The organism is Acidisphaera rubrifaciens HS-AP3 (genome assembly GCF_000964365.1).
Lineage (GTDB): Bacteria > Pseudomonadota > Alphaproteobacteria > Acetobacterales > Acetobacteraceae > Acidisphaera > Acidisphaera rubrifaciens.
Window position 1 is genome coordinate 1 of record NZ_BANB01000410.1, and the last position, 21,639, is coordinate 21,639.

At 69.2% G+C, this 21,639-nt stretch carries 15 protein-coding genes; 5 read left to right on the forward strand and 10 right to left on the reverse strand.

The annotated features are described in order from the left end of the window. The 4 genes from asnB to B8460_RS12045 all read left to right on the forward strand — a co-directional run. Nucleotides 1-1,860 (forward strand): asparagine synthase (glutamine-hydrolyzing) (gene asnB / locus B8460_RS12030; protein ID WP_048861844.1); only part of this gene is annotated, 1,860 nt, incomplete at its 5' end. Beyond that, complete coding sequence (locus B8460_RS12035; protein ID WP_158322823.1) at nt 1,853-3,349, forward strand: oligosaccharide flippase family protein; 1,497 nt, start codon at nt 1,853-1,855, stop codon at nt 3,347-3,349. The genes asnB and B8460_RS12035, both read left to right, overlap by 8 nt. A gap of 4 nt (nt 3,350-3,353) precedes the next feature. After that, entirely contained in the window at nt 3,354-4,250 is an 897-nt protein-coding gene (locus B8460_RS12040; RefSeq protein WP_084623571.1) for a glycosyltransferase family 2 protein, read from the forward strand. Continuing rightward, on the forward strand, nt 4,247-5,182 hold the full coding sequence (locus B8460_RS12045; protein ID WP_048861846.1) for a right-handed parallel beta-helix repeat-containing protein: 936 nt from the start codon (nt 4,247-4,249) through the stop codon (nt 5,180-5,182). The genes B8460_RS12040 and B8460_RS12045 overlap by 4 nt, the downstream gene beginning before the upstream one ends. A gap of 66 nt (nt 5,183-5,248) precedes the next feature. On the opposite strand, the gene B8460_RS12050 is transcribed toward B8460_RS12045, so the two are convergent. Further along, nucleotides 5,249-6,514 carry a glycosyltransferase family 4 protein gene (locus B8460_RS12050; protein ID WP_241771177.1) on the reverse strand — a complete coding sequence of 422 codons (1,266 nt, stop codon included), beginning with the start codon at nt 6,512-6,514 and terminating at the stop codon, nt 5,249-5,251. Nucleotides 6,515-6,582: 68 nt separating this feature from the next. After that, nucleotides 6,583-7,662, reverse strand: a complete 1,080-nt coding sequence (locus B8460_RS12055) for an NAD-dependent epimerase/dehydratase family protein (protein WP_084623573.1) — start codon at nt 7,660-7,662, stop codon at nt 6,583-6,585. A 169-nt stretch (nt 7,663-7,831) separates the two neighbouring features. On the opposite strand from B8460_RS12055, the gene B8460_RS12060 reads away from it, so the two are divergent. Then, nucleotides 7,832-8,896 carry a glycosyltransferase gene (locus B8460_RS12060; protein WP_048861847.1) on the forward strand — a complete coding sequence of 355 codons (1,065 nt, stop codon included), beginning with the start codon at nt 7,832-7,834 and terminating at the stop codon, nt 8,894-8,896. Here the strand turns inward: B8460_RS12060 and B8460_RS12065 are convergent. From B8460_RS12065 to B8460_RS12105, 8 genes are all read right to left on the reverse strand, one after another. Continuing rightward, on the reverse strand, nt 8,875-10,062 hold the full coding sequence (locus B8460_RS12065; protein ID WP_084623575.1) for a glycosyltransferase family 4 protein: 1,188 nt from the start codon (nt 10,060-10,062) through the stop codon (nt 8,875-8,877). The two genes, B8460_RS12060 and B8460_RS12065, sit on opposite strands and share 22 nt — an antisense overlap. Nucleotides 10,063-10,066: 4 nt before the next feature. Beyond that, nucleotides 10,067-11,308, reverse strand: coding sequence for a glycosyltransferase family 4 protein (locus tag B8460_RS12070; protein ID WP_048861848.1), 1,242 nt, complete (start codon nt 11,306-11,308; stop codon nt 10,067-10,069). Next, nucleotides 11,287-11,517 carry a hypothetical protein gene (locus B8460_RS12075; protein WP_048861849.1) on the reverse strand — a complete coding sequence of 77 codons (231 nt, stop codon included), beginning with the start codon at nt 11,515-11,517 and terminating at the stop codon, nt 11,287-11,289. The genes B8460_RS12070 and B8460_RS12075 overlap by 22 nt, the downstream gene beginning before the upstream one ends. Before the next feature lie 8 nt (nt 11,518-11,525). After that, the gene (locus B8460_RS12080) at nt 11,526-12,872 is read right to left on the reverse strand and encodes a putative O-glycosylation ligase, exosortase A system-associated (protein WP_048861850.1); all 1,347 of its coding nucleotides are present in this window, start codon (nt 12,870-12,872) and stop codon (nt 11,526-11,528) included. After that, nucleotides 12,869-13,882 (reverse strand): glycosyltransferase family 2 protein, encoded by a 1,014-nt coding sequence (locus tag B8460_RS12085; RefSeq protein ID WP_052945230.1) that lies wholly within the window; start codon nt 13,880-13,882, stop codon nt 12,869-12,871. The genes B8460_RS12080 and B8460_RS12085 overlap by 4 nt, the downstream gene beginning before the upstream one ends. A gap of 98 nt (nt 13,883-13,980) precedes the next feature. Continuing rightward, a complete protein-coding gene (locus B8460_RS20970) occupies nt 13,981-17,451 on the reverse strand; it encodes a right-handed parallel beta-helix repeat-containing protein (RefSeq protein WP_148360569.1) in 3,471 nt (1,156 codons plus the stop codon). A 646-nt stretch (nt 17,452-18,097) separates the two neighbouring features. After that, nucleotides 18,098-19,501 (reverse strand): HlyD family type I secretion periplasmic adaptor subunit, encoded by a 1,404-nt coding sequence (locus tag B8460_RS12100; RefSeq protein WP_199445630.1) that lies wholly within the window; start codon nt 19,499-19,501, stop codon nt 18,098-18,100. Then, the coding region (locus B8460_RS12105) for a peptidase domain-containing ABC transporter (protein WP_048861858.1) at nt 19,498-21,639 on the reverse strand (2,142 nt) is incomplete at its 5' end. The genes B8460_RS12100 and B8460_RS12105, both read right to left, overlap by 4 nt.

Below are 21,639 nucleotides of genomic sequence, written 5' to 3' on the forward strand. Positions count from 1 at the left end.
CGCATGACCGATGCGCTGCGACACCGCGGGCCGGATGGCGCGGGGCTGCACGTGGCGCCCGGCATCGGTCTCGGTCATCGACGCCTTGCCGTGATCGACCTCGACGGCGGGGCGCAGCCCATGTTCAACGAGGACGGGTCGGTCGCGATCGTCTTCAACGGCGAGATCTACAACCATGCCGCCCTGCGGCCCGAGCTGATGGCGGCGGGGCACGTGTTCCGCAGCCACAGCGACACCGAGGCGATCATCCATGCCTGGGAGCAATGGGGGCCTGCCTGCCTCCAGCGGTTCAGCGGCATGTTCGCCTTCGCGGTGTGGGATCGTCGCCGGCGCAGCCTGTTCATCGCGCGCGACAGGCTGGGCAAGAAGCCGCTGCACTACGGGTGGACCGGCCGGGGGGATCTGGTGTTCGCGTCGGAATTGGGCGCGCTGGCACATGTCCCGGGCCTGTCCCGCGCGCTCGATCCGGCGGCCGTCGCGGACTATTTCGCCTATGGCCATGTGCAGGACCCGGCCACGATCTATCGTGACATCCGCAAGCTGCCGGCCGCGCACTACCTCCTGCTCACGCGCGATGCCCCGCCGGGTTTGCCGGTCCGCTACTGGGATGCGCGCGAGACACAGGTCGGCCGCCCGGACGCCGACGAGGCGGCCGGCGCTCTGCGTGCGCGGCTGCGCGATGCGGTACGGGCACGGATGATCGCGGACGTCCCGCTCGGCGGCTTTCTGTCGGGCGGCCTGGACTCGAGCGCGGTCGTGGCGCTGGCGGCGGGCCTGCGCCCCGAACCGTTGAGCACCTTCACGATCGGCTTTGCCGGCCGCGACGACGAACGGCCAGCGGCGGCGGACGTCGCGCGACATTGCGGGGCGGACCATCATGCCGATATCGCCGCCGTGGATTACATCCGCGCGGCGGCGGGCCAGGCGGCGATCTACGGCGAGCCGTTCGGCGACAGCTCGGCGGTCCCCACGCTGGAGGTCTGTGTCCTCGCGCGGCGACACGTGACGGTCGCGCTCTCCGGGGACGGCGGCGACGAGGTGTTCGGCGGCTATCGCCGGCACCGCTGGCATGTCCTCACGGAGGCGGTGCGTCGCCATGTGCCGGCGCCGCTGCGGCGCCGGGTACTGGGGGAGCTTGCGCGGGCCTATCCGAAACTCGACCGGGCGCCGCGCTGGCTGCGCGCGCGCAACACCTTGACCGAGCTCAGCCTTGACTCGGCACAAGCCTATTACCGCATGTTGTGCCGGGCGCAGGACGCGCAGCGTGCCGCGCTGTTCTCCGGGCCCATGCGCGACGCCACGCGCGGCCATGATCCGGGCGCACGCATCACGGCGCTGATGGACGAGATGCGCGGCGCCGATCCGCTGGCGCAGGCGCAGTATGTCGATATCCGGACGTATCTCGTCGGCGACATCCTGACGAAGGTGGACCGCGCCAGCATGGCGCATTCACTGGAAGTACGCTGCCCGCTCCTCGATCACGACCTGCTGGCCTGGGGGCTGGCGCTCCCGGCGTCGATGAAACTGCGGGGCGGCGCCGGCAAGCATGTGCTGCGGGAGGCGATGGCGGACATGCTGCCGGCGGCGACGCTCGCGCGACCGAAGCAGGGATTTGCCACCTCGCTCGCCGCGCAATTCCGCCAGCGCGCGGGACAGGTGCGGCAGGTGCTGTGCGGCGCGCGGATGCGCGACAGCGGGATGTTCGACGCCGCTACGCTTGCCCGGCTGATCGACGAGCATGCGGCCGGGCGGATGGACCACAGCGCCGTGTTGTGGCTGCTTCTGGTGTTCGACGGCTTTCTCGCCCATCCCGGCGGCGCCGCGGCGATGCAAGCGGACCGGATCGCGGCCCATGCCTGACCCGGATGCAGGGATGGGCGCCGCCCGTATCCGCCGGTCGCTCGCGCTGTCGTTCGCCGAGAAATATGCCTCGACCGCCATCCAGTTCGTCGCGAGCATGATCGTGGCACGCCTCATCACGCCGCAGGCCTTCGGCATCTTCGCCATCGCCTTCGCGATCGTCGGGTTCGCCCATGTCATCCGGGAGATGGGCGTCAACGGCTACCTGGTGCAGCGCGATACCCTCGCGCCGTCGCATATCCGCGCGGCCCTGTTCGCGACGGCGGTCGTCGCGTGGACCCTTGGCTTCATCCTTATTGCCGCCGGCCCGCTGGTCGGTGCGCTGTATGGCGACGACGTGCGGCGGGCGGAGCTGGTGCTGTCGCTCAGCCTGTTCGTCCAGCCGATCAGCTCGACCATCTTCGCCGTGCTGCAACGGGAGATGGACTTCGCGGCGCTGCTGCGCATCAACGTGGCGGGTGTGACCGTCAATGCGCTCTGCGCGGTCGGGCTGTCATTCGCCGGATGGAGCTATCTGGGGCTCGCCTGGGCCAGCGTGATCGGTCAGACGGCAACGTCGCTGGTTGCCGCATGCTACCGCGCCGAACGGGCCCATTACATGCCGTCGATGCGCGGGGCGGGCGAGGTGTTCCGTTTCGGCTCGCCGATCATGCTCTCGTCGCTCTTGCACCAGTTCAGCACCAACATCGCCAATCTCATCACCGCGCGCTTCGTGACACTCGACGCGATCGGTCTGTTCGGCCGCGCGCAGACCGTAACGGGCCTCTTCTCGCGCCTCGTGATGGAGGCCGTGCAGCCCCTGGTGCTGCCGGTTCTCTCGGCGATGCGGCGGTCGGGTCAGGACGTGGCGCGGGCGCTACAGGGATCGCTCGACCACATAGCGGCGGCGGCGTGGCCGTTCTTTGCGTTCGTCGGCCTGTGCGCCGAGCCGATTGTCGTGGTGCTGTTCGGACCGCGCTGGATCGGGGCAGCGATCCTGCTGCGCCTGATGTGCATCGGCGGGGTGTTCTGGATCGTGCAGCCGGTCGCGCAACCGATGCTGATCGCGATGGGACGGACCCGGATGGTGCTGCGCGTGCAGGCGATCAATCAGGTGATCGCGGTGGCCGGCGTGCTGCTGGCGGCGCCGCACGGCATCGTCGCCGTGGCCGCGGCCGCGATCCCGATCAGCGCGCTGCACGCGGCCGTCTGGCTGATCGCCGTGCGCCGCGCGGCCGGGCTGCATGTCGGTCGCCTCGCGTGGACGGCGGGGCGGAACGTGGCGCTGACGGTCTGCGCGCTCATCGGCCCGGTCGCCGTCGTCTGGAGCCTGCCGGAGATGGCGCCGCTGCCGCGGCTTCTGCTCGCGGCGTCCGCGCTTGCCGCCGGGTGGTGCGTGGGCGTCGCGGCAACAGGGCATCCGATCGGCGGCGAGCTGCGGCGCTTTCTGCGCCGTGCCGCGTGGCGGCCATGGCGGGCGGGCGAGGCGACCGGCGGGTTGGGGGACTGAAGCGATGGCGCGCGTGAGTGTGGTCGTTCCCTCCTACAACTGTGCAGCGTTGCTTCCCCGCGCGGTCGGGTCCGTGCTGCGACAGACCATGCAGGATTTCGAACTCGTCATCGTCGATGACGGATCGACCGACGAGACGCCCGACGTTATCGCCCGGTATCGATGCGAACGCCGCATCCGGTGCGTGGTGCAGGGCAATCGCGGGCTGCCGGCGGCGCGTAATGCCGGGATGGCGGTGTCCACAGCGCCGTATGTCGCCTTTCTCGACGCGGACGACGAGCTGGCCCCGGACGCGCTCGCGGTGCTGACCGCCGCGCTTGACGCCGATCCGGGCGCCGGATGGTGCGTGACCGACATCACGCGAATCACCGGCGAGACACGCGACATCGTGCGGTCGCGCATTCCGGGCGACATCTTCTACGGCATCCTGGAGGACGATTTCATTCGGCGCGGCATGTTCTTCCGCCGTGCCGCGCTGGCGGCGGCCGGCCTGTATGACCCGCACGTCCGCATGCGCGAGGACTGGGACCTGAACATCCGCCTGATCCATGGCGGGGTGCCGTTCGTGTATGTGCCCGAGCCGTTATACTGGTATCACTGGCGCGAAGGCAGCATCACCACCGGGCGCCCGCACCGGAAGCTCGCCTACACCCGACAGGTCCTGCGCAAGCATCATAAGCGGCTGGCGGATGCCGGCGACCCGCGCGCCGCCGCGATCTATGCGGAATGCATGTGGGACCTCGGGCGGCGGTATTTCTACGAGACGCGCACGTGGCAGCGCGTGCTTGCCTGCATGGCGGAAAGTCTCGCCTACGGCATCGGTCCCCGGCGCATCACGCGTGCCTTGCGCGGACGGCTGACGACCGGCGGCCGAGGCGTGGTGGAAGGGAGCGGCCCATGATCGCGAGGCATGTCCATGTCGTGGCGCTGTTGCTGGTCGCGCTGCTGCTGTGCCAGGGGGCGATGGCACGTACGCTCGACGTCGGCGCCGGCCGGACCTATCGCTTACCGAGCGAGGCGATCGCGGTCGCACGCGCGGGTGACGTGGTGCGCATCGCGCCCGGTCTCTATTACGATTGCGCGGTGATCGGCGTCGGCAACCTGACGATCGAGGGGACGGGTCCCGGTGTCGTATTCACCGACAAGACATGCCAGGGCAAGGCATTGCTGGTGATCGACTCGTCGCGGGTGACGCTGCGCAATCTGGAGTTCCGGCGTGCCCGCGTGATGGATGGCAACGGCGCGGGCGTGCGCGCCGAGGGGGGCGATCTGACCATCGAGAACTGCCGGTTCATCGACAACGAGGACGGGTTGCTGTCGGCCCGCAATCCGGCCGCGCATATCCGTATCGTCAACTCGACCTTCGACGGCAACGGACGCTGCGGCGCCGCCTGCGCGCACGGCGTGTATGTCGATACGATCGCGCTTCTGCATATCGAGGGGTCGCATTTTCTGAATACCCATGCCGGCCACCACATCAAGTCGCGGGCCCTGCGTACCGAGCTTATCGGCAACGACATCCAGGATGGGCCGAACGGTGATTCCAGCTTTCTGGTGGATATCCCGAACGGCGGATCGCTGCTGCTGGAGAACAACCGGATGGAGAAGGGGCCGCACAGCAGCAATCCCTCCATCGCCGTGATGATCGGCGAGGAGGGCGTGGACCGCCCGACCGACGAGCTGATGGTCGTCGGGAATGTCTTCATCAACGATCAGGCGCGATCGACCGAGTTCATCCACAACGTGACGGCCACGCCGGTGCAGCTCAAGGGCAACCGGTTCGTCGGGCAGGTGCGCCCTTTGGTGGGGGATGGTGGGATCGTGTCGCGCTGACGGCGCGCCGCGCGTTGCACCGTCTGGCGGGCGACCTGCACCGTCTGTTCTGACTCCAGCGTCGCCTCAGCCGGGCACTCCGCACGCATGCAGGAATGACGACACGCGGTGGCGCCAGTCGGCGGCGGTCGCGACCTCCCGTCCGCGTTGCGCCAGAGCCGCGCGCAGTTCCGTGTCTTGGCGGAGCCGGTACATGGCGGCGGCGATCGCATCGACGGAGCGGCCGTCCACCACGAGCCCGTTCTCGCCATCAGTCACCGCGTCGGCGCTGCCGCCGTCACGGCCGGCGATGACCGGAAGACCGCAGGCATTGGCTTCCAGGAACACCAGCCCGAAGCCTTCGGTGTCGCCGTCGGGCAAAGCCCGGTTCGGCATCACGAACACGTCGCCGAGCCGGTAGTGGTCGGCGAGGTCGGCGTCGGGCACGTCGCCCGCGAAGATCACCCGGTCTACGACTCCGCAATCCTCGGCGATGGTCCGCAATCGCGCCGCGTCGGGGCCGGTCCCGACGATCAGCAGGCGACAGCCGGGATCGGCCACCGCGAGGCGGGCGAAGGCGCCGATCGCATGGTCGATGCCCTTCTTTTCCAGCAGGCGGCAGACGGAGACGAACACGAAGCACCCCGTCAGGCCGTATCGTGTCACGAGGTCGGCGCGGCGCGGGCCGGGACGAAAGCGGGCGGTATCGACGCCGTTACGGATCAGGATGACCGGCCGGTCGGCGGCCGGCCCGAGGAAGTCGTGGATGGCACGCACGGTGAAGGGGCTCACCGCGATGATCGCGTCGGCGGCCTGCAACGCCGCGCGCCGCCGCCGCCCGTCGGCGTCGTACGCATCGCGTGTGGTGATCTCCTCGCCGTGCACATAGATGACCGTGCGGACCGCGGCGATGGGTCGCAGCACGCGCAGGATCCAGGCGCCCGCGACCAGTTCGCCGACGCAGACGGTACGTATCCCGCCGCGCAGCAGGACACCGGCGAGCGTCGCCAGCAGCCGTGCGCGCCGCCACGCCTCGATGCCGGCGAGACGAAGTCGGGTGCGACGGTCGGGTCTCCCGTCGTTCATCGGGCTGCGCAGCATCGCCAGCCGCACGACCCGATACGGCGCCGCCGCATCGTGCGCAGACCACGCCAATGGCCGGAGGTTGCGGTAATCGCGCCGCGGCGCAACCACCAGTATCCTTCCGCTGGCATGCTTTGCCAGACTCTCATAGACTACCGACGAGCCGCCACGGACCGGCGGGAAATTGCTGGTGATCAATACGACGGCGGGAGCGCCCGGGCAGTCGTCGATGTCGTGAGCGCGGGTGCCGGAGCGCGCGGCTGGGTCCACGCGGGCAATTAGCCCTTCGACTGTCTCGTCAGGATTTGGTGCAACGTGCCCAGAGATGACCGCCTGCCTCAAGACCGGCCCTCGTTGCTCGCCATCCGTGCGCGATTGCGGCGCGGCGACGAGAAATTGAGCTGGCGTTCGGCCATCGCGGTGATGATCGCCGGGTCGGTCGCGCTGTGGGCGCTGATCGGGTGGGCGGCGTGGCGGCTGTTCTGACCGGACGCGGCGCCGCCTGCGTGCGCGAGCAGGGCGGCCAGGCCCGTCCGCAACGGCGTGGCGGGTGGCAGCCGCAGGGATCGCCGCGCGCTGAGGCGTGATCCGACGGAATGGCGGATGTCGCCCTCCCTTGCCGGTTCGGATCGCGTGGTCGGCGCCGCACCCGACAGGGCGGCGATCAGTGCGACGAGCCGGCGCAGCGTGACGGCGCGTCCGGTGCAGACGTTGAACACGCCGGCGCCGCTCAGCGGCACGGTCATGGCCTGCAACAGGGCCGCGACGACGTCGGCGACATAGACGAAGTCCCTTGTCTGCAGCCCGTCGCCGAAGATCGTGACGCCTTCCCGCCGTCGCAGGCGATCGGCGAAGATCGAGATCACCCCGGAATAGGGCGACGCCGGGTTCTGCCGGGGGCCGTAGACGTTGAAGAAGCGCAGTCCCACCGTCGGGATGCCGTGCACGCGCGTCGCGACACGGGCATGCAGTTCGCTGCCGAGCTTATCCGCGCCATAGGCCGACACCGGCCGCGTGTCCGCCGACTCCCGGATCGGCAGGCTGGCGCACTCGCCATAGACCGCCGCCGAGGAGGCATAGACGACGCGCGCGCGCGGCTGCCGCTTGCGCACCGCATCAAGGACCGCGACGGTGCCCCCGAGATTGACGCGGTTGGTGTGCGCCCACTCGCGCAGACCGCGCTCGACCGACGCGATGGCGGCAAGGTGGAACACGCCGTCCACGCCATCCGTCGCCGCATCGACGAGCTTCGTGTCGCAGACATCGCCGTGCACGAATTCGGCCTCTGGCGGCAGGTTGGCGACGAAGCCCGTCGACAGGTCGTCGATCACGCGCACGCCGTCGCCGCGGGCGACGATGGCGTCGCACAGATGCGAGCCGATGAAGCCGCAGCCACCGGTGACAAGGAACAGTGCCACGCGCTCCCCTTTCGGGATCTCTCGCTGTCGCCAATCGGTATCATACCGGATCGAAAGAGTCACTGTCCGTTGACGAACAGTTCATATAAAATCACACTAGAGATCGGAACGGACCCGTGTCGTACGGCCGTCGGCCGCGCGCGCCGCCCGTCAGAGGACTTGCCTGCCGATGCCGCGTCGGCTTCTGCACATCTTCCCGAGCTTCGTCGCAGGCGGCGCGCAAATGCGGTTCGCGACCCTCGCGAACCATTACGGTGACCGCTATGCGCATACGATCTGCGCGATGGACGGGCGCATCGACTGCCGGGAGCGTCTGGATCATGGTCTCGACGTGTCGTTTCTGCCGGCACCGGCCGCGGCGGCCGGGTTGATACGCCGCGTCCGGGCCTATCGGCACTCCCTGCGTAGGCTGCGACCCGACGTTCTGGTCACCAGCAACTGGGGCAGCATCGAATGGGCCATGGCCAACGCGACCGTCCGCATCCCGCACGTTCATATGGAAGACGGCTTCGGTCCGGACGAAAGCGATCGGCAGTTGCGGCGGCGCGTGCTCACCCGGCGGTTTGTGTTGCGCGGCGCGACGCTCGTGGTGCCGTCGCGCACCCTTTGGCATATCGCGCGTGACGTCTGGGCCGTGCCGGAACGCGGACTGCGCCACATTCCGAACGGCGTCGACCTGCACCGCTACGCACCCGCCGAACAGGGCTGCGGCGCCGCGCCGGTCATCGGTACCGTCGCGGCACTACGCGGCGAAAAGCGGCTGGACCGGCTGCTGCACGCCGCGGCCCAGCTGGCGCGCGGTCACGCCTTCACGCTGATGATCGTGGGCGGCGGCCCGCAGCGTACCCGGCTGGAGGCGCTGGCCACCGCGCTGGGTATCGGTGCGCGTGTCGTCTTCACCGGCCCGCAACCCGATCCGGCCGCGTGCTACAACCTCTTCGACGTCTTCGCCCTGTCATCCGACACCGAGCAGATGCCGTTGTCGGTGCTGGAGGCGATGGGGTCCGGGCTGCCGGTCGTGGCGACGGATGTCGGCGACGTGCGGCGCATGCTGGCCGAGGATAACGCGCCCTATGTGGTCGCGCGCGATGCCGGCGCGATGGCCACGGCCCTGCAGGCATTGCTCGACCAACCGGAGCGGCGGCGGGCGATCGGTGCGGCAAACCGGGCCCGCGCCGTCGCGGTGTTCGATCAGGAAAAGATGTTCGCCGCCTATGCGGAACTGTTTGGCTGAAGCGCGGGCGCCGCCGCGGCGGGCGCGATGTCGGCGCCGCGGCCGATATCCTGCCGCGCCCAGGCGGCGATGCGGCGGGCATTGCCCGACCACGTGTAGTCGCGCGCCAGCAGTTCCGCGCGGGCGGCGCGGCCCAGCCGCTCGCGCAACGGGGCGTCCGCCACAAGACGCAGGACCGACGCCCACATGCTCGCGGGCGATGCGGGATCGAACAACAGGGCCGTCCCCTCGTGGCGCAGGACTTCCCGTATGTTCGGCTGGTCGGGCGCGACGATCGCGCGCCCCGCGGCCATGTAATCGAATATCTTCAACGGTGACGCATAGGCGACGACCCGCGGTTGCAGCGCGACGTCGAATCCGCCGACCAGCGCGGGCACGTCGGCATGTGCGACCGTACCGGTGAAGATCAGCCGGTCGGCGATGCCGAGGGCGGCGGCCTGCCGCATCAACGCCGGCCGCGCCGGCCCGTCGCCCACGACCGTCAGCGTGATGCGCGGCGGTCCCCGGTGCGCGGCGATGGCGGCGAGGACGGAGTCGAGTCCGTGCCAGTCGCGCACGAACCCCACGAAGCCGAGCGTGACCGCGTCGGTCCTTGCGGTCATGGGCGCGGCATACCGGTCCGGCACGACGCCGTTGGGGGTCACGAACACGCGCTTCGCGGGCGTGCCGGCGCGCACGACATGGGCGCGCAGAACCTGCGTGACCGTCAGCACGCGACGCGCGGACTGCCAGACATGGCGCTCCATCGCGCGCGCGACAGCGGTCAGGCGCAGGCCGCCGAACCGCGCCCGCTCGTCGGCAAGCGGCGAGTTCACTTCCACGTAAAGCGGCGTGCCGGTGCGTCGCGCCAGCCGCGCGCCGGCGACGTAGAACAGGTTGTAGCGTTCGTAGATCAGGTCCGGCCGGAACGCCGCATGGGCACGGTGCAGCCGGCGATAGGCGGGCAGGTTGTAGGCGATCTCCGCCAACTCGCCGACGGCGCGTGGCAGCACACGTCGCACGAACGCGACCGCCCGGCTTTCGCCACCGAATTCGGCGGCGGCATAGGCCGACGGCCCGACCACCAGCACCTCGTGACCGGCGGCACGCAGCGCCGCGATCAGTTCGTCCACATGGACGCTTTGTCCATCGCGCGACTGGATGCGGTGGCTGTAGAGGATGCGCATGTCGTCACTCCGCGCCGCTGACGGCGTGATGCGCGGTGATCGCGCCGGGCACGCGGATGCGCGGGGCTGCCGGACGGACGAGACCCGCGAACAACGCAAACTGCCCGGCGCTGGTGGCATCCCAGCTGTAGCCGCTGGCATAGGCGCGGGTCGCCGCCCGGTCCGGCGGATCGGCCAGCAGCTCGCGCGCGGCGGCGGCGATTCCGTCCAGCGTGTTCGCGCGCAGGATGCGGCCGGCCTCGCGCCGCTGCACGACTTCCGGATTGCCGGGAATGTTGCTGGCGATCACCGGCGTGCCGCAGGCCATCGCCTCCAGCAGCACGTTCGCCCAGCCCTCGCGCGATGACGCGAGGACCAGCGCGTCGGCGGCGGTATAGAAGCGGGGCAGATCCGCATGCGGCTGCGCGCCGAGCAGACGCACGCGCCCGCCGAGGCCGCATCGCGCGATCAGCGCCCGTAAAGCCTCGCGTTCCGGCCCGTCGCCCACGATCACCAGGTCGCAGTCGGGAAGCTCGGCCATCGCCTCGACGACGAGATGATGGCCCTTGCGCGGTATGAGGTGGCCGACCGACAGGAGCGTGGTGCGGGTGAGCCCGAGCGCCGCGCGTGCGGCCGCGCGGTCGACGGGCCGGAAGATCGTGCAGTCCACCCCGTTGCGCAGCACGTGGACCTTCTCGTCCGGCGCACCGAGCGTGGTCAACGCCTGGCCGATTGCGGCACTGACCGCAATCAGCGCATCCGCGCGGGCGATCGCGCGGCGGATCAGCAGGCGCGGGATGCGCTGATCGGGAAGCTGCGTGACGTCCGACCCACGCGCGGTGAGCACCACCGGGCAGCCGAGGCGCTGCGCGAGCCATGTCGCGGCGACGCCGTCCGGATAGAGGTAATGCGCGTCGATCGCATCGAACCGCAGCCCTTCGCGCATCAGGCCGCGGATCGCGCGCAGGGCACCCCGATACAGCAGGAACGGCGCGACCGGCGTGCCCACGCGCGGGATCGCCGCATAGCGCGGGTGATGGACCGTCAGACCATGGCGAAGCTCATGGCGTGTTACCCGCGCATAGCGGCTCCAGCCGCCGAACATCGCTGACGTGCTCGGGAAATAAGGCACCGGGGCAACGACGACACTCTCGACCCGGTGGCTGGCAATCAGGTGGCGCAGGCGATTCTCGACGAACACGCCGTGATTGGGCTGCACGTTGTTCGGATAGAGCGTGCTGAAGGTCAGGAGCCGGATCGCGTCCATGGGCCATATGCGTTGGTGCGGGGCGGCGGCGTCGCAGGTGCGGCCGCACCGCCGGGTCGGTCGGCGCGGCCCGTGTCGTCGGCGTCGCTCGGCACGTCCTCGTGCATGTCGAACGGCGACCAGCGGCGGCGGCCGTCGGGACGTGCCACCGACCAGAAGCAGAGCCAGACGACGGCAATGACCGTCGCAAGGATGAGCAGCCCTTCCATGCCGCCGGCTACCGCAGATCCGGCACGCGGCGGGAGAATGCCGTCGCCGGCCGCGCGCCCGCCGGACGGCGCATCGGCGCGGACGCGATGCGCGGGCCCACGGGCACACGATCGTCCGCAAGCGCGCGGACGACGACCCGCCGCGCGGCGGCCAGCGTCGTCAGCAACGTCAGGTAGAAATCCCAGTACGACAGCGACAGGAACGCGCCCGCGACCAGATAGGCGACGATCGAGACCTGCGACATGCGCGCAAGCTCGGCGGCCCAGCGCAGATCGGGCCGGTCGGCCGCCAGCCGGCGGATGCGGCGCGTGTTCAGCCAACCCACCACCGACAGCGACAGCCAGACCGCGAAGGTTGGGAACCCGTGTTCGCCGAGCACCTCGAAATAGATGCTGTGCACCGCCCGCGCCGGCGCGCCAGGGGCGAACATGTCCACCACCGATTGCGTGTACGGGCCCATGAAGCCCGAGCCGGTCCACGGTCGCTCCTCCGCCATCGTCAGCGAGGTACGCCACATCGCCAGCCGCGTTTCGGACGATTCGTCCTTGTGGGCGGAGAAGATCGTGTCCATGCGCGCGAACCAGTCGGGCGGCATGAACAGCGAACCCGCGCCGACCGCGACCACGACGACCAGCACCGTCAGCAGCTTGCGCCGGCTGCGGCGCAGCAGCATCGGGGTCATCGCCGCCAGCCCGAGCAGCGCGCCGCGCGAATAGCTCGCCAGAACCGACAGCAGCGACAGCGCCGACGTCGCCGCCAGCGCGTGGCGCACGATGCGATGCGGCGACTGCGAACGGAGATAGGCGATCAGCGGCAGCGTGATCAGCAAGGCGGCCGCCAGATGGTTGTTGTCCTCGATCATCGTGTCGGGCGGCCCATAGACCCGGTAGGCGCCGGCGGTGGCCAGGCTGAACGCGCCGCCGCGCACGCCGAAATGGGCGACGGAGATGACCATGATCCAGACCATCGCATGGATGCGCCGCCGGTCGGTGAGCAGGCTGTTGGTCAGCAGCAGCACCAGCAGAACCTTGGCAAGCCTGCTCCACTTGTCCAGCACCACGTCGGGCGGCGCGAGGGCGGCGAGCGAGGTGAGGCTGACGCACACGAGAAAGGCCAAGAGCAGCCGGGCGTTGCCATCGAAGCCCAGCCGCTTCGGCTCCCGCGCGACGACGCAGCCGAGCAGGGTCGCGCCCAGCACCAGGGCCGCCCACGGCATGTCGCGCACCGGGCCCCACGCCATGCGGTGCGGGTTCATGAACGACACCCATGACCAGACGAGCACGCCGATGAACGGCCGCGCGATACAAAGCGGCAGCAGCAGGATCAGCGTCGTCCCGATCAGCGCCGCCGTCATGCCGCGCGCCCGGATGCCGACAGGCCGCCGCCGCGCAGGCGCCGGGCGACGGGCTCGATGCGCTGCCAACCGCGCTGGCCGAGCAGCAGCTTTGCCCGCAGCGTCCACCATTGCCGCGTCCGGCGCACGGTCGGGTTGATGGTGCGGGCCACGGCACACAGGCGCCGCATGTCGGCGACGCTGCCGTCCTCGAACGTGTGCGCCGCCGCCCACAGGACTTCCGCGGCCAGCCGGCGCGCGGCGAGCGTCTCCAACGCCGCGCCGGCATCGAGCCGGTCGCGACAGGTATCGAAGAAGCAGCGGAAGGCGGCGTAGCGCTGCGTGAAATCGCCAAGCATGCGATCGGCGAGATACTGATTGCGCATGTTGGCGCCATGCAGGCGGGTATAGGCCTGCAAGGCGTCGATGCGGCCCACATCGCCGTCCGCCGCGAGACGCAGCCAGAGTTCGAAGTCGCCGGCATGCGGCAGCTCGGGCAGATAGCCGCCGACACGGCGCTGCGCCGTTGTCCGCACCACGGCCGTCGCCGTCTCCACCGGGTTGGTCGGGTCCTCGCACAGCATGCGGATGAAGTCGCGGCCTTGCTGGATGCGCGGCGGCCCGCTTTCGGACGCGGGCGGCGCGGCGGGCGGCGTTTCGCTGAAGCGCAGGGCCCGGCCATGGACGAACGACACCTGCGGATTGGCGTCCAGCAGCGTGATGGCGCGGGCGAGGGCGCCCGGGGCCAGCAGATCGTCGGCGGAGAGAATCAGGAGATAATCGGTCCCGACGCGGTCGATGCCTTCGTTATAGGTCGCGATGTGGCCGCGATTGGCGGCATGCACCAGCACGTCGACCTGCGCGTGCTGCGCCGCGAGGGCACGCGCAACGGTCGCGGAGTCGTCGGTCGATGCATCGTCGATGATCAGGACGCGGGCGGCGCAGCCCTGCTGCCCGAGCACGCTCGCGACGCAGGCGGTGAGATATCGCCCGTAATTATAGCACGGAATGATGACCGTGATGCTGGTCAAACGGCAGCCCCCGCCGACCGTCCGGAATAGGCCCGGTCGGCGGGATCATTCTAGCAGCGTTCTTATCGGCGCGCGACTCCGGCGCGCGGGTTTCGGAGCTACTGGAACCAGCTCAGCATGGCGTGGTTCCAGCCTGCCAGCGTGACCTGTGATCCGTCGGAGAACGACATCACCTCGCCCGCGCCAGTGTGCTGCGCGGTGGCGACGGCCTGTTGCGCCTCGCCGGCGGAAAACCCGATCAGATGGAAGGCATCGCCGAAGTTGGTGATCGTGATGTTCGTCACATCACCCTTGGTGATGTTGAAAACATCCGCGCCCGCGCCGGATCCCCCGTCATTGGCCGTGAAGGTGCCGGCGGCATTGATCGTGGTGTTGCCATACAACGTCAGGTTGGCCCCGGTCCCGCCGGCCGCCATGTTCAGCGTGGCGTTGCCGCCGTAGCCACCGATGAACGTCAGCGGTCCGCTGCCCTGGTTCACCGTCACGGTGTTCACGCCGCTGCTGATCTTGTCGGACCCCGCGCCCGCATAGATCGTATCGGTGCCGCCACTGACGACTGTGGCATCGCCGGTCGGCATCGTGACCGTGTTGGTGGTGCCCGCGGCGGTCGTCAGCGTGCCCCCGGGTGCCACCACGATGGGCGTGTCTGCCGGCGTGGGTGTGGGTGTCGGCGTAGGCGTGGGTGCCGGCGTGGGCGTGGGCGTCGGGGTGGGCGCGGCGGCGGCGGCGATCGACGGCTCCGATGCCAGGAGCGTCGTTCCGCTCACGCTCCCCGGCCCTTGCAGCATCTCGCTCGCGGTCAGGTTCCAGACGGAGGTGCCGGAGATGGTCGCCGGCCCGGTCGTATCGTTCTTGACCAGCACGACGGAGGGTGAGGCGTTGTCGTTCAGGACCGTGTTATTGGACAGCGTGACGCTGCTGTTCGCATAGACGCCGCCTTCCTCGCCGACGGAGATGATGGCGGGGTTGCCGGCATTCGGCCCCTTTTCGATGACGTTGCCGCTGATCACCGCCTTGCCGCCGTTCGGAAGGTCGATGCTGTAGCTGCCGGTGCCGGTCGGGCCGTCGCTGATCGTGTTGCCCTGGATGATCGTCGTATCGGCGCGGCTCTTGATCTCGTGGCCGACCACGGCATCCGTCAGCGTGCTGCCGGTCACGGTCAGCGTGCCGACTTCGCCCACATACAGGTTGTGGGTATGGCCGTCGCCCGTGCCATTATGCGAAAACACCGAGTTGGTGATGGTGATCGCGCCGGACGTGTCGGACGCGCCCAGCAGACCGTCCTGATTGTTCTCGAACGAGTCGTTGTTCAGCGTCAGCGATCCGCCTTCATAGCGTATGCCGGCACCGTTGCCGCTGGAGACGGTGGCGCCCGAGAAGTCGAAACCGGTCACCGACACGGACACGCCCGGCGCGCCGATGTCGAGGATCGCCTTGCCGTTCGGCACGGGTTCGGTCGCGACCATATGAACGACGCCGCCGACCGCTTCGAGCGTCAGATCGTGGCTGATCAGGTTCGGAAAGTCGTTGGTGTAGGTGCCGGCCTGCACCTGGATCGTATCGCCGCTCTGCGACGCGGCCACTGCCTGCGAGATCGTCGCGTAGGTCTGGCCGGCGCCGACCTGCAGGACGTGGCCGGACGACGGGACCGGCGTCGGGTTCGTGGTCGGCGTGGGCGTGGGCGTGGGCGTGGGCGCCGGCGTGGGTGTCGGCGTCGGTGTGGGTGTCGGCGTGGGCGTCGGTGTTGGCGTCGGGGCGGGTGCGCCCGACGGCGGCAGGGTGGATGGCGTGGGCGCGACGTTGAACTGCTCGGCCGGGCTGGAGCCCAGGCCCTGGTACGACGCGGTGTCGAGGAACGGCGCGCCGCTCGACTTCAGCCAGTTGTTTTCGGCAAGCGCCTGGGGATCGCCGGTCACGCTGTAGATGCCGGCCAGAGATTCGAGCCCGAGCTGCGCATAGTCGCCCGCGGCCCAGCCGGAGCCGTTGCTGTCGCCGGCCGCGGCGGTCGCCGACTCGATGGCCGACCACGTCTGCAACGGACTGTTCGCCGGACCGATGTCGAGGTTATAGGCGGCGCCGTCATGGGCGTTCCAACCCGGCTGGCTTTGCGAGAAGCGGCCGATGATGAAGTTGCTCTCCCACTTCAGGAACGTCAGCGCGTCGGCATTGCCCATGCGCGCCGCCTCGACGGTCGTGCTGACGAAGTAATCCTGCTGCCACGGCGCCATCGTGGTGCCGGTGCTGCCGTAGGTTCCGGGCACATAGCCGTAGGCCTGTCCCTCCAGCTTCGTCCAGGCCGGGATCTGGCTGACCAGCCAATGCCAGTTGTCGTTCATCGTCTGCGTGAAATACGCCTTCTCCGCCGAGCCGGCTGGATTGGCATAGGCGGCCTCGTCGATCTCGCGCAGCGACCATGCCTGCTGGCGCACCTGATCGCCGCCGTTGGCGACGATGTCGGTGTACGAGCCCTCGTCGCGCACGCCCGGCCAGTCCGCCATCACGGCGTTGGATGCCTGCGCGTTGAGGTTGTCGAGATACGTCCGGTTGCCGGTCAGCAGATAGGCGTCGTAGTCCAGGGTCGGCTGATGCGCCTCGTCCACGGTCCATCCCGTGTTGCCGGTATCAACCTGCTGCGTCAGGCCGCCCGGTGCGCCGTTGCCGCCGCGCGGATCGTTCCACAGCTGCGGATAGCTGGCGGTGTTGAGCCAGGTTCCGGCCGTCGGGTTCCAGAAATGCCACGGTACCGACGACGCGCCGTTGCCCGCTTGACCCAGTGCATACTGCATCGCGGACTGATCCTGCGTCTGCAGCCAGTCGGCGTTCGCCTGCGTGGTGGGACCGATATCGCCGCGTCCGCCGGTCGTCGGCATGTGCTGATTGATGCCGTTCGGCGCCAGCGGCGCGTTCCACCCGGGGGACGCGACGGCGGACGCGTCGCCGGTCAGCACGGAGGTCGCGACGCCCGTGCTCAGGTCATAGGTCGGGATCGCGCCGGTCTTTTCCAGGTAGCCGATGTCGTGCTGGACATTGATCGTGCTGGCGGGCGCGGTGCCGACCGTCGCACTCCAGTCCTGATACTGGTACTGCGTGATATTGCCGCTGCTGTAGACGGTCGAGCCGTTCTGTATCAGCTTGGCATTCAGCGCGATCGTGCCGCCGTTCGCCGTCTCGGCGACGTCGTTGTTGAACCCGACCGTAGCGGAGAACGTGCCATCCGCGTTGGCGGTGATGTCGGCCACCAGCCGCAGCGAGCCGGCGACGGGGACGGATACACGCGCCTGTGTCGCGTCCGGACCCTTCAGCCAGTAGTTGGCGGTCCCGTTGGCAAGCGCTGTCTGCATCGCCGACGTGAGATCGATGTTGTAGGCGGTCCCGTTCACCATCAGCGCGGCGGTGAGGCTGTAATTGCTCAACGCGCCGGCGAGGTTGACCGCCGGGGCGGGGGCGCTTCCGCCCAGTGACAGCATGACCGGCGTGGACGAGTTGGCCGCCAGCGTGGGCGCGGCGACGGTGAGGACCGCGCTTTCGACGGAGCCGTCGGCATAGGTGCTCTTGACATCCATCTGCACCGGCGTCGCGCTCCCGCCGATCTGCGCGACCAGGTTCGCGCCCGAAGCGACAGCCCCCGCGGCGAAGACCTCACCGAAAGTGAGGTTCTGCGCGGGCGTGGCTGTGCCCGAATTATTCTGAAGTATCAATCCAACGATTTGGTTCGGCGATGTCGGCTGGGGGAACGACGGAAGATAGGTGACAGCATTGGCCATGTTATTCGTAACCTCCGAGACAATCGCTCATGACCGCGCATGGTCGAACCATGCACGAGGGGGCGTATCAAAGGCGGGGTGTCACAAGCTTTCAGTAGCGACGACGGGGCCGGTTTGGTGCAGCAGATGCGGCCGCCGCGCAAGACGGATTCTTCGTTAAAATAACAGAACTAAGGGCTTACGGCCGGCAGTTACGTCACGAAACCGCATCGGAGTATTCGTAGCCTCTGCGCGATGGATTGGTGACATGCGTGGCGTATACGAATGGTTCCTGTACGAAGGTGCCGCATTTCACCGCCGGTGGTTGCCCCGTATCACGGATGCATCCGATCGCATGCGGCGTGTCGCAGAAAAAGCGACGCCATCTCGCATGCTGGGTCATGAGTTCACGGCGCTGAAAAGCCGGCCTGTCCACACGCCGCGTTGCGGCGTCGCCACGATCCGCGTCGGATCAGGGCTCGCGGATGCTCTCGTCGAGACCGCGCAGCAGCGGGTACAGGAAGTAGGTGATCACCCGACGACGGCCGACCAGCATCTCGCCGGTCACCGTCATGCCCGGGATCAGCTGCACGTCCCGCGCCGCTCCGGGCAGATGCTGGCTTGCCAGCGCGATACGTACCCGGAATATCGGGCTCGTGGCACGCCCGCCGCCGGCGGCCCGTTCGTCCGGCACGAACGCGCCCTGGCTGATGACACGGATCTCGCCGGTCAGGGTGCCGTATTTCTGGAACGGGAAGGCATCCAGCTTCACGCGCGCGGTCTGGCCAACCGCGAGGTGGCCGACATCCCTCGCGGCGACCGCGACCTCGGCTTCGAGCGGCGCGCCGCGCGGCACCAGGCTCACCAGGGTTTCCGACTCGCGCACCACGGAGCCGACCGTGCGTTGCGCGACTTCCAGCACCGTCGCGTCCACCGGTGCGGTGAGCACGATCATGCGTTGCCGCAGTTCCGCCTTTTTCAGCTCGGCGGTCGCTGCGTCGCGTTTCGCCCGCGCCTCGGCCAGCTGTTCGCCGGTCGTGCGGCGGAAATCCTCGATGAACGCCTGCCGTTCAGCGAGAAGCTTTTGTAACTCATGCCCCAGCTCGGCGGCGGTCCCGCGCATATGCTGCAACGAGGCTTCCACCTCCAGCCGCGCATCGCGCGACAGCAGCAGGTTCAGGCGCGACCCTTCCTGCCGGGTGGCGAGCGTGTCACGCATCGATTCGATCTGCGTGAGCGTGTCGAGCCGTCGCGCGGCGGTGTCCTGCTGCTGCCGGTTGTCTGCGAGGCTTGCCTGCACGTGCGCGATCTGCTCGTCATAGTTGCGCAGCGATGCGTCGCGATACGCGCGGCGGTCGGTGGCCAGCGCGGCCTGGAGGGATTGGTCGGGATCGCCAGGGGCGGCGGGCACATAGCGCCGGCCGTCGAGTTCCGCCTCCAGCCGGTCGGTCTGCGCGCGCAGCGCGGCCACGCGCGTGCGCAGCTGCACCAGGTCGGCGGCCGGCAGCGTCGGGTCCAGCGTCACCAGCGCCTGTCCGCGCCTGACCACGTCGCCCGCCGCGACGTCGACCCGCCGCACCATCGCGGCTTCGAGCGGCTGGATGATCAGCGTGGGGACCGTCGTGATCAGCTTGCCCTGGGCCGCCACCACCTCGTCGATGCTGGAGAGCGACGCCCACGCGACCGCCGTCGCGAGCAGCGCGAGGGCGAGATAGAACACCATGCGCGCGAGGCGGGGCGGGGCGCGTTCCTCCAGCTCGATCGGGTCGGGCTGAAACGCGGAGATGATCGCCGGTGGCCGGCACGCAACCGGCACCAGCGCGCGCTGGTCCGCGGTCGGGGCGGGTGCCTCGGCGGCGGTCGCCGGCGCGCTCACGCGGCGGTCCGCGCCTGCTGCTGCCACAGCGACCGATACACGGTGCAGCGGCCGAGCAGCTGGTCATGCGTGCCGGCATCGGCGATCCGTCCACGGTCGATCACCAGGATCGAAGCGGCGTCCGCGAGGGTCGCCAGCCGGTGCGAGACGATGATGACGGTGCGACCGCGCGCGATGCGCCGCAGGTTGCGGCGTACGATCGCCTCGCTTTCCGGATCGAGCGCGCTGGTTGCCTCGTCAAGGATCAGCACCCGCGGGTCGCTGATCAGCGCGCGCGCGATACCGAGGCGCTGGCGCTGGCCGCCGGACAGGTTGGCGCCGTTTTCCTCCAGCATGGTATCGAAGCCGCGCGGCAGCCGCTCGATGAACTCATCCGCGCCGGCGGCATGTGCCGCGGCGGCGATGTCCTCGAACGTCACGTCCGGACGGGCGCAGGCGATGTTGTCGCGGACGCTGCCCTTGAACAGGAACGTGTCTTGCAGCACCACGCCGATAGTGTGGCGCAGATGCGAAAGGTCGATTTCCCGCACGTCGCAGCCGTCGATGCGCACGATGCCCTGCTGCACCGGATACAGTCCCTGAATCAGCCGGGTGATCGTCGTCTTGCCGGACCCGCTGCGGCCGACAAGGCCGAGGATGCTGCCGACCGGCGCGGTGAAGCTGACATCGTCGAGCGCCGGCGCGCCTTCGCCATAGCGGAACGACACGCCGTCGAACGTGATTTCGCCGCGTACCTGCGGCCGCAACCCCCGGCGCGTCGCGTCACGCTCGGGCTTCGCCGCCATCACCTCCCCGAGCATGCGCATCGACAGCGCGACCTCCTGATACTCGTGGGTCATCGTGACCATCTGCATCAGCGGCCCGGACACGCGCCCCGCGAGCATGTTGAAGGCGACCAGAGAACCGATGGTGAGGTGCCCGTCGAACACGTCGAGCGCGCCGAGACCCACGATCGCGACCGTCATCAGCCGCTCGAAGAATCCGGTGATCGCCTGCGCCGCGGCGGAGATGTTCTCCACCCCCAGCCGTGTCGCGACCGCTTGGGCGGAGCGGCTGTCCCAGATGCGGCGCTGCAACGGCTCCATACCCAGGGCCTTGACCGTCGGCATCCCGTGGATCGTCTCCACCAGCAGCCCCTGCCGCTCGGCCTCGATCTCGTATAGCCGGCGCAGCTGCCGGCGGAACGGCCGCACCATCAGCCCGACGGCGAGGCCGATCAGGGCGGTGAACGCCAGCACGATCGCGGTCAGCCGCACGCTGTACAGCAGCAGCACCGGCACGAACACCAGCAGCGACAGCCCGTCGAGCGCGGTCAGGAACAGCCGACCGGTCAGGAACTCCCGTATCCGCGCCGCCTGCTGCATGTGGCGGACCAGCACGCCCGCGGAGCGGCATTCGAAATACGTCACCGGCAGGCGAAGAAGATGCGCGAAGGTGCGGGTGGCGACCCGGATGTCGATCCGGCTGGTGGCATATTGCAGCAGATAGCGACGCAGGAACGTGAAGCAGCTGTCGAACAGCAGCGCGATCGTGACGCCGATGCACAGCACGTCGAGCGTCGTATAGCTCTCGTGCACCAGGACCTTGTCGATGACGATCTGGAAGAACATCGGCGTGATCAGGCCGAGCGCATAGAGGAACAGCGCCGCCGCCACCACGTCGGCGAACAGCCGCCACTGCTTCAGCAATTCCGGGATGAACCAGTGAAAGCCGAACCGGTCCGCCTCGGTCTCCACTGGGCGGGCCCGCTTGAGCAGGATCATCGCCCCCTGCCAGCGCGCGCAGAACCGGTCGCGCGTCAGATGCAGCGGTTCGGGCCGCTCGGCGCAGGGATCGAGCACGATCAGCCCGTCCTCGCCCTCGTCCGTGTAGGTGCCCGTGACGACGACCCAGTTGCCGTTGCAGAGCTGCGCGATCGCCGGATAGGCCTCGCGCAGCCGCATCACGTCGTCCCAGCCGAGCCGCGCGGTCGCCACGTGCAGCCCGTTGTCGCGGGCGATGCGCAGCGCGAGCGCCAGCGGCAGCGTCTCGCCGTCGATCGCATAGCTGCGTCGCAGCGTCTCGGCCGACAGGTCGATGCCGTGATGGCGGGCGACCGCGACGAGGCTGGCCAGTGCCGTCGCGGCCATCGCGGGCGC

Excerpts from the sequence above, each read along its gene's own strand:
- B8460_RS12035 (WP_158322823.1), top strand. The coding sequence starts at position 1,853 with ATGCCTGACCCGGATGCAGGGATGGGCGCCGCCCGTATCCGCCGGTCG.
- B8460_RS12060 (WP_048861847.1), top strand. The coding sequence starts at position 7,832 with ATGCCGCGTCGGCTTCTGCACATCTTCCCGAGCTTCGTCGCAGGCGGC.
- B8460_RS12045 (WP_048861846.1), top strand. The coding sequence starts at position 4,247 with ATGATCGCGAGGCATGTCCATGTCGTGGCGCTGTTGCTGGTCGCGCTG.
- B8460_RS12040 (WP_084623571.1), top strand. The coding sequence starts at position 3,354 with ATGGCGCGCGTGAGTGTGGTCGTTCCCTCCTACAACTGTGCAGCGTTG.
- B8460_RS12080 (WP_048861850.1), bottom strand. The coding sequence starts at position 12,872 with ATGACGGCGGCGCTGATCGGGACGACGCTGATCCTGCTGCTGCCGCTT.
- B8460_RS12070 (WP_048861848.1), bottom strand. The coding sequence starts at position 11,308 with ATGGACGCGATCCGGCTCCTGACCTTCAGCACGCTCTATCCGAACAAC.
- B8460_RS12065 (WP_084623575.1), bottom strand. The coding sequence starts at position 10,062 with ATGCGCATCCTCTACAGCCACCGCATCCAGTCGCGCGATGGACAAAGC.
- B8460_RS12075 (WP_048861849.1), bottom strand. The coding sequence starts at position 11,517 with ATGGAAGGGCTGCTCATCCTTGCGACGGTCATTGCCGTCGTCTGGCTC.